This window comes from Pseudomonas sp. C1C7 (assembly GCF_013359595.1).
Classification (GTDB): Bacteria; Pseudomonadota; Gammaproteobacteria; order Pseudomonadales; family Pseudomonadaceae; genus Aquipseudomonas.
This window is the reverse complement of the sequence record NZ_JABFMP010000045.1, coordinates 39,719-46,729: the sequence shown is the minus strand read 5'-3', so window position 1 is coordinate 46,729 and position 7,011 is coordinate 39,719. Positions and strand designations below refer to the sequence as shown.

The 7,011-nt window shown below is 62.3% G+C and carries 6 protein-coding genes; 3 read left to right on the top strand and 3 right to left on the bottom strand.

Annotation, left to right across the window (positions count from 1 at the left end):
* Both HNO86_RS26465 and HNO86_RS26460 read right to left on the bottom strand, forming a co-directional pair.
* Window positions 1–361, bottom strand: a 361-nt coding sequence (locus HNO86_RS26465) for a class II aldolase/adducin family protein (RefSeq protein WP_175379876.1), incomplete at its 3' end; no start/stop codon positions are given.
* Window positions 362–436: 75 nt separating this feature from the next.
* On the bottom strand, window positions 437–1,486 hold the full coding sequence (locus tag HNO86_RS26460; RefSeq protein ID WP_175379875.1) for an ABC transporter substrate-binding protein: 1,050 nt from the start codon (window positions 1,484–1,486) through the stop codon (window positions 437–439).
* A 311-nt stretch (window positions 1,487–1,797) separates the two neighbouring features.
* On the opposite strand from HNO86_RS26460, the gene HNO86_RS26455 reads away from it, so the two are divergent.
* Entirely contained in the window at window positions 1,798–3,759 is a 1,962-nt protein-coding gene (locus HNO86_RS26455) for an FAD-dependent oxidoreductase (RefSeq protein ID WP_175379874.1), read from the top strand.
* A gap of 162 nt (window positions 3,760–3,921) precedes the next feature.
* Window positions 3,922–4,518: a cupin domain-containing protein gene (locus tag HNO86_RS26450; RefSeq protein ID WP_175379873.1), complete on the top strand. Its 597-nt coding sequence runs from the start codon at window positions 3,922–3,924 to the stop codon at window positions 4,516–4,518.
* Here the strand turns inward: HNO86_RS26450 and HNO86_RS26445 are convergent.
* The gene (locus HNO86_RS26445) at window positions 4,515–5,447 is read right to left on the bottom strand and encodes a helix-turn-helix domain-containing protein (protein ID WP_175379872.1); all 933 of its coding nucleotides are present in this window, start codon (window positions 5,445–5,447) and stop codon (window positions 4,515–4,517) included. The genes HNO86_RS26450 and HNO86_RS26445 overlap by 4 nt on opposite strands.
* A gap of 161 nt (window positions 5,448–5,608) precedes the next feature.
* Between HNO86_RS26445 and HNO86_RS26440 the strand changes: the two genes are divergently transcribed.
* Entirely contained in the window at window positions 5,609–6,967 is a 1,359-nt protein-coding gene (locus HNO86_RS26440) for a glutamine synthetase family protein (RefSeq protein WP_175379871.1), read from the top strand.
* Window positions 6,968–7,011: the final 44 nt, after the last annotated feature.

Here is a 7,011-nt window from a genome sequence, read left to right as displayed (position 1 = left end):
GCGCCGCCACCGCACACCCGGCCTTGGTATGGGTATGCAACACACACTGCGCATCCTCCCGAGCCCCGTGAATCGCACTGTGAATCACGAACCCCGCAGGATTGACCGGATACGGCGAAGGCTCCACCGCCCTTCCCTGCAGATCGATCTTCACCAGATTCGACGCAGTGATTTCATCGAACATCAGCCCATAAGGATTGATCAGGAAATGATGCTCCGGCCCCGGCAAACGCACCGAGATGTGGGTGAAGATCAGATCGGTCATACGGAAATGCGCAATCAGGCGATAACAGGCCGCCAGCTCCTCACGCAAGCGTTGTTCGGTGGCACTGCGTGGCAGATGGGTCACGATGTCGTTCATTGTTTTTGGATCTCCAGGCGAATCGGCTGCGGCAGACAGTACGGCCGGACGCCCGTGGACGTCCAGCCGCAAGCGTTATTTGCTGGCCCAGGCGTTGAAGCGCTCTTCCAGCTCTTCGCCATGATCAACCCAGAAACCCACGTCCATCGACAGCGCGCCCTTGAGGTTCTGCGGCGCGGTCGGCACCCATTGCGCGAGTTTGTCGTCCAGTTGTGCGGCGGCCTTGGTGTTGGTCGGGCCGTAAGGGATCTGCTTCACGTAGTTGACCTGGGCATCCGGCTGGTTGGCAAAGGCGATGAAGCGCTCGGCCTGATCGACATGCCTGGAGCCCTTGATGATCGCCCAGTAATCCATGCCGTACAGGCTGCCGGGCCAGACCAGCCCCAGATGGCTGCCGTTCTGCGCCGCCGAGGCGATACGCCCGCTGTAGGTCGAAGTCATCACCACATCCCCCGCGGTCAGCCATTGCGGCGGCTGCGCGCCGGCTTCCCACCACTGGATGTAGGGCTTGAGCTGGTCGAGCTTGGCGAACGCGCGGTCCACGCCCTTGGGCGTATTGAGCACCTTGTACACGTCCTCGACCTTCACCCCGTCCGCCAGCAACGCGAATTCAAGGTTGTACACCGCGCGTTTGCGCAGCCCGCGTTTGCCGGGGGTTTTCTGCACGTCCCAGAAGTCCGCCCAGGAAGTCGGGGCCTGGGCCAGTTTGTCGGTGTCGTAGGCAATCGCCACGCTCCACACCAGCGCGGCGGACCCGCAATCCTGCGCCGCCTCGGGGATCAGCTGGTCGGCGTGGCCCAGACGGGTCCAGTCCAGCCGTTCGTACATGCCCTCCTCGCACCCGCGCATCAGGTCCGGGCCTTCGATCTGCACCACGTCCCAGTCGACATTGCCGGTGTCGACCATGACTTTGATTTTCGCCATCTCGCCGTTGTATTCGCTCTGGATCACCTTGCTTTGATCCACCGCGCTGAACGGCTGGAAAAACGCCACGTCCTGGGCTTTCTGACCGGCGCCGCCGTAGCCGACCACCACCATCTCCGATGCGGCCTGGACGCTGCCCAGGCCCATGGCCAGGGTCAACGCCAAGGGATAAAAACCGTGCTTGAGCATGTTCGATTTCATCAATGGTTCCTCGTGGTGCCGGCCTGCCGGCCCTTTTTTATTGTTGATGAGGCTTGTCTGGTGAGGCGGCCCAAGAGCGGGCTTGAAACGAAACTACTGCAAGACTCAGTAAAAAAACAAGTTGATTTTTTACTCAAGGTAAATTTTCATAGAACAATAATAACAACGCCGAAAACCCGGCCCTTTGGTAAGCAACACCCAGTGAGTGCTGACTTTTGTAGCAGCCTTCGGCAGCTGCTACAGGTCCTGTGTCATGGCACGTCCGGTTGTTGTCTGGCCTTTCGGCTTCAGCCCGCTGGAGTACCCGCACCATGTCCACCTCGACACCTGCCTTCGCGCACCTGTTCGAACCTTTGCAGATCCGTGGCAAGCGCCTGAAAAACCGCATCATGTCCAGCGGTCACGACACCTCGATGCCCACCGACAACCTGGTCAACGAACAGTTGATCGCCTATCACCGCGCCCGTGCCGAAGGCGGTGCCGGGCTGATCGTGTTGCAGGTGGCCGGCGTGCACGACAGTGCGCGGTACACCTCCCATGTGCTGATGGCCACCGACGACGCCTGCATCGACGGCTATCGAAAAATCGCCGAAACCTGCCACGCCCACGGCACCGTGGTGCTGTCCCAGGTGTTCCATCCGGGGCGGGAAATCATGGAGTCCAGCGATGGTTTGCTGGCGGTGGCCTACTCCGCCTCCTCGGTGCCCAACGAGCGTTTCCGGGTGATGCCGCGCACACTGGATCAGGCCATGATCGACGAGATTGTTGCCGGTTACGCCGCTGCCGCCCGCCGCCTGCATCAGGCCGGGATCGACGGCGTGGAAGTGGTGGCCAGCCACGGTTATCTGCCGGCGCAGTTCATCAATCCTCGGGTCAACCGTCGCACCGACGGCTACAACGGCGAGCTGGAACAACGCCTGCGCTTCCTGCGGGAAATCATCGCGGCGATCCGCGCCAGCACCGATGAAGACTTCATCGTCGGCCTGCGGATTTCCGCCGACGAGCGCGACCCCGAAGGCCTGACCGAGGACGAATCCCTGGCCGCGGTGAAATTGCTGCAGACGCAAGTGGACTACGTGCACATCGTCGCCGGCACCTCGGCGTCCCTCGGTGGCGCGGTGCACATCGTGCCGCCGATGGCCATCGAAGCGGCCTACCTGGCCAAGGAAGCCGGGACGTTCAAAGCCAGCCTGAACATTCCGCTGTTCGTCACCGGGCGCATCAACCAGCCCCAGGAAGCCGAGCTGATCATCGCCCGTGGCCAGGCCGACGTCTGCGGCATGACCCGCGCCCTGATCTGCGACCCGCAGATGCCGAACAAGACCGACACCGGCCACCTCGAAGACGTGCGCGCCTGTATCGCCTGCAACCAGGCGTGCATCGGGCACTTCCACAAAGGCCTGCCGATTTCCTGCATCCAGGCCCCGGAAACCGGGCGCGAGCTGATCTTCGGCCAGCGCCAGCCGGCGAAAACCCGCAAGCGCATCATGATCGCCGGTGGCGGTCCGGCCGGCATGAAGGCCGCTGCCGTGGCGGCGCAACGCGGGCATGAGGTGACGCTGTACGAAGCCAGCTCGCAACTGGGTGGCCAGGTACTGCTCGCGCAATTGCTGCCACGGCGCAGCGAATTCGGCGGCGCCAGCACCAACCTGCAACGGGAAATGGAACTGGCGGGGGTGCGCGTGGTGCGCAACACCCGGGTCGACCGGGCGCTGGTGGAGCAGGAAAAACCGGACATGGTGATCGTCGCCACAGGCGCCGAACCCTACTGGCCGCATTTCGAGCGCGGCGGCGAATTGCAGGTGGTGGATGCCTGGCAGGTGCTGCGCGACGAGGTGAAGATCGGCCGCTCGGTAGTGGTGGTCGACTGGCGCTGCGACTGGATCGGCCCCGGCATCGCCGAACGCCTCACCCGCGCCGGGCATCAGGTGCAACTGGCGGTCAACGGCACCCATTGCGGGGAAAACCTGCCGCTGTACGTGCGCGATCAACTGGCCGGCGAGCTGCACAAACTGGGCATCCCGATCACGCCTTATGCGCGGCTGTACGGCTGCGACGACAACACCGTCTATCTGCAACACACCGCCAGTGGCGAGGCGATGCTGATGGAGAACATCGACACCCTGGTGCTGTGCCAGGGGCATCAGCCGGTGGATACCCTGGGGGATGAGCTGAAGGGGCTGGTGGAATTGCGGCGCATCGGCGACTGCCTGGCACCGCGAACCGCCGAAGAAGCGATTTATGAAGGGCTGAAAGTCGCGTGGGAGCTTTGAGGCTGTTTATACTCCGGGCCGTTACATTCAATTGACGGTCCCCGTGCAGGAGCTGCCGCAGGCTGCGATCCTTTGATCTTGTTTTTAAAAATCAAAATCAAAAGATCGCAGCCTGCGGCAGCTCCCACAGGGGATTGCGTAGCCTCCGGTTCGGAATTGATTATGAGCAACAGCCCCACCACACAACCCGCCACCGGCAGCACCGAGCCGCATTTCCTCGGCACGCGCATTCGCGGCCTGCGCAAGCGTCGGGGCATGACCCTGGCGGAGCTGGCGCAGCAGAGCGAACTCACCGCCGGCTACATCAGCCAGCTGGAACGCAACCTCGCCTACCCGTCGATCCCGGCGCTGTTCAATATCGCCCGCAGCCTGGGCGTGACTATCCAGTGGTTCTTCGCCAGCGAAGCCAACACCAACCCCGAAGACGATGGCGTGGTGGTGCGCAAGAACAGTCGCCTGAGCGTGCATTACGAGGATGGCATCGTCGATCAGTTGCTGACCCCGCCGCCGAACCGCCAGCTGGAAATGCTCCACTCGCGTTTTCCGCCGGGCACCTACAGCCAGCAAAGCTACAGCCACGAAGGCGAAGAAGCCGGTTACCTGTTGTCCGGCCAGTTCGAATTGTGGGTGGGCGAGCGCTATTTCCAGCTCAGCGAAGGCGACAGCTTCAGCTTCTCCAGCCAGGAACCGCACCGCTACGGCAACCCCGGTGACGTGGACGCCGTGGTGATCTGGGTGATTACCCCGCCGACCTTCTAACGCCGCCCGCACCCTGCGGGTTGCACAGTGCTTGCGCGTTTCAGGGTGTCGCTGGGCAACTCCTTGAACAGCGCGCGGTAGCTGCTGGAAAACCGCCCCAGATGCCAGAACGACCAGTGCATCGCCACTTCGGCAACGGTGGTTTGCGTGGGCGTACGGCTGAGCAGTTCACGCCGGGCGCTGTTGAGTCGGCGCAGGCGCAGCCACTGGGTCGGGGCCATGCCGGTGTAGGTCTTGAACGCATGCTGCAACTGGCGCAATGAAACCCCGGCGACCTGGGCCAGCTCCAGCAGATTCAGCTGTTCTTCCGGCGTATCCGCCGCCCATTCCCCTACCCGTTTCATGATCGCCCGCTCCCCTGCCCGGCGCTGCAACGCGCCCTGGTCCAGGCGAACACAGGCGTTGTCGAGGATGAACAGGCAATCGTCCAGCAACTGCTCGGTCAGGGCTTCGCGGCTCGGCGGGTCGATGGTTTGCGACAGCTGCGTCAGGGTGCTGCTCAGCCAGCGGCTGAACAACCCGTTCTGCTGGCAATTGAGCGGCGCCAGGAACAGACCTTCCAGGCGAGCGACATCCAGCGCATGACGCTGGACGAACTGCGGACCGAACACCACGGCGATTTCCTGATAGTTCTCCGGGGTGATCCAGATGTTGCGGCTTTCTTCATTGAGCACGTAGAGCGCGTTGTCGCTGCGATCGAAACAGAACGCCAACGAACCCGGTGGCGCGCTGAAATTCTGCTCAACCCGGGTGTTCATCGACTCTTCGTAAATCTCCACGCCCTGCAAATCCAGATAGCGTACCTGGCCTGCAAAATGCCCCGGCGACATCTGTTGGTAATGCTGGACCCAGCCCGGTGTGGCGCGGATCTGCTCGGCGACATCGGCGGTGTTGAACGCTTGAACCTGCAGTGAATTGCACGTTGTCATGGGCGACCTTACGCACTCTTTTGGTGCGTTTTGTCCTGCTTAAAGTGGATAGATGGAAGCTGAAGGCTCGCCCAAGATAGTCGTCAACGCGTCATGTGGGAAGCATCTGACAGATGAAATCAACCTTCCCCCGCGTTCACAAAACCAATAACGAGGTCTTTATGAATGCCCCTTTCGATCAGCTGTTCACTTGGCTGAAAGATCACAAGATTACCGAAGTCGAGTGCGTCGTCAGCGACCTGACCGGCATTGCACGCGGCAAAATCGCACCCACCAACAAGTTCCTGCATGAGCGAGGCATGCGCCTGCCGGAAAGTGTGTTGTTGCAAACGGTAACCGGGGACTTCGTCGACGACGACATCTACTACGACCTGCTGGACCCGGCCGACATCGACATGGTCTGCAAGCCGGTGTCGGACGCGGTGTACGTGGTGCCATGGGCCATCGAGCCGACCGCCATCGTGATTCACGACACCTTCGACAAGTTCGGCAACCCGATCGAACTGTCGCCACGCAACGTGCTCAAGAAAGTCCTGCAGCTGTACACCGACAAGGGCTGGAAGCCGATCGTCGCGCCGGAAATGGAGTTCTACCTGACCCAGCGTTGTGAAGACCCGGACCTGCCGTTGAAAGCCCCGCTGGGCCGTTCGGGCCGCGCGGAAAGCGGTCGCCAGTCGTTCTCCATCGACGCGGCCAACGAATTCGACCCGCTGTTCGAAGACGTCTACGACTGGTGCGAACTGCAAGGCCTGGACCTCGACACGCTGATCCACGAAGACGGCCCGGCGCAGATGGAAATCAACTTCCGTCACGGCGACGCGCTGGATCTGGCCGACCAGATCACCGTGTTCAAGCGCACCCTGCGTGAAGCGGCGCTCAAGCACAACGTGACCGCGACCTTCATGGCCAAGCCGATCGGCGACGAGCCCGGCAGCGCCATGCACATTCACCAGAGCGTGGTGGACATCGCCACCGGCAAGCCGATCTTCGCCGATGTCGACGGCAAGATGAGCGATCTGTTCCGCCAGCACATCGGCGGCCTGCAGAAGTACATCCCCAAGGTGCTGCCGATGTTCGCCCCCAACGTCAACTCGTTCCGCCGCTTCCTGCCGGACACCTCGGCACCGGTGAACGTGGAATGGGGCGAGGAAAACCGCACCGTCGGTCTGCGCGTGCCGACGTCCGGCCCGGAAGCGATGCGCGTGGAAAACCGCCTGCCGGGGGCTGACGCCAACCCGTACCTGGCGATCGCCGCCAGTCTGCTGTGCGGTTACATCGGCATGGTCGAAGGCATCGAGCCGAGTGCCGCGGTGGAAGGCCGCGCCTATGAACGCCGCAACCTGCGCCTGCCGATCACCATCGAAGACGCCCTGACCCAGATGGAAGAATGCGACGCCATCGGCCGCTACCTGGGCAGCAAGTTCGTGCGCGGCTACGTCGCGGTCAAACGCGCCGAGCACGAGAACTTCAAGCGGGTGATCAGTTCCTGGGAGCGGGAATTTTTGCTCCTCAGCGTCTGACAGCCCACCACTCTCACAGGCAACACCATTCACCTGTGGGAGCG

Bases quoted from the DNA above. Each gene is read 5' to 3' on its own strand.
- HNO86_RS26460 (WP_175379875.1), bottom strand. From the start codon at position 1,486: ATGAAATCGAACATGCTCAAGCACGGTTTTTATCCCTTGGCGTTGACC.
- HNO86_RS26455 (WP_175379874.1), top strand. From the start codon at position 1,798: ATGTCCACCTCGACACCTGCCTTCGCGCACCTGTTCGAACCTTTGCAG.
- HNO86_RS26450 (WP_175379873.1), top strand. From the start codon at position 3,922: ATGAGCAACAGCCCCACCACACAACCCGCCACCGGCAGCACCGAGCCG.
- HNO86_RS26445 (WP_175379872.1), bottom strand. From the start codon at position 5,447: ATGACAACGTGCAATTCACTGCAGGTTCAAGCGTTCAACACCGCCGAT.
- HNO86_RS26440 (WP_175379871.1), top strand. From the start codon at position 5,609: ATGAATGCCCCTTTCGATCAGCTGTTCACTTGGCTGAAAGATCACAAG.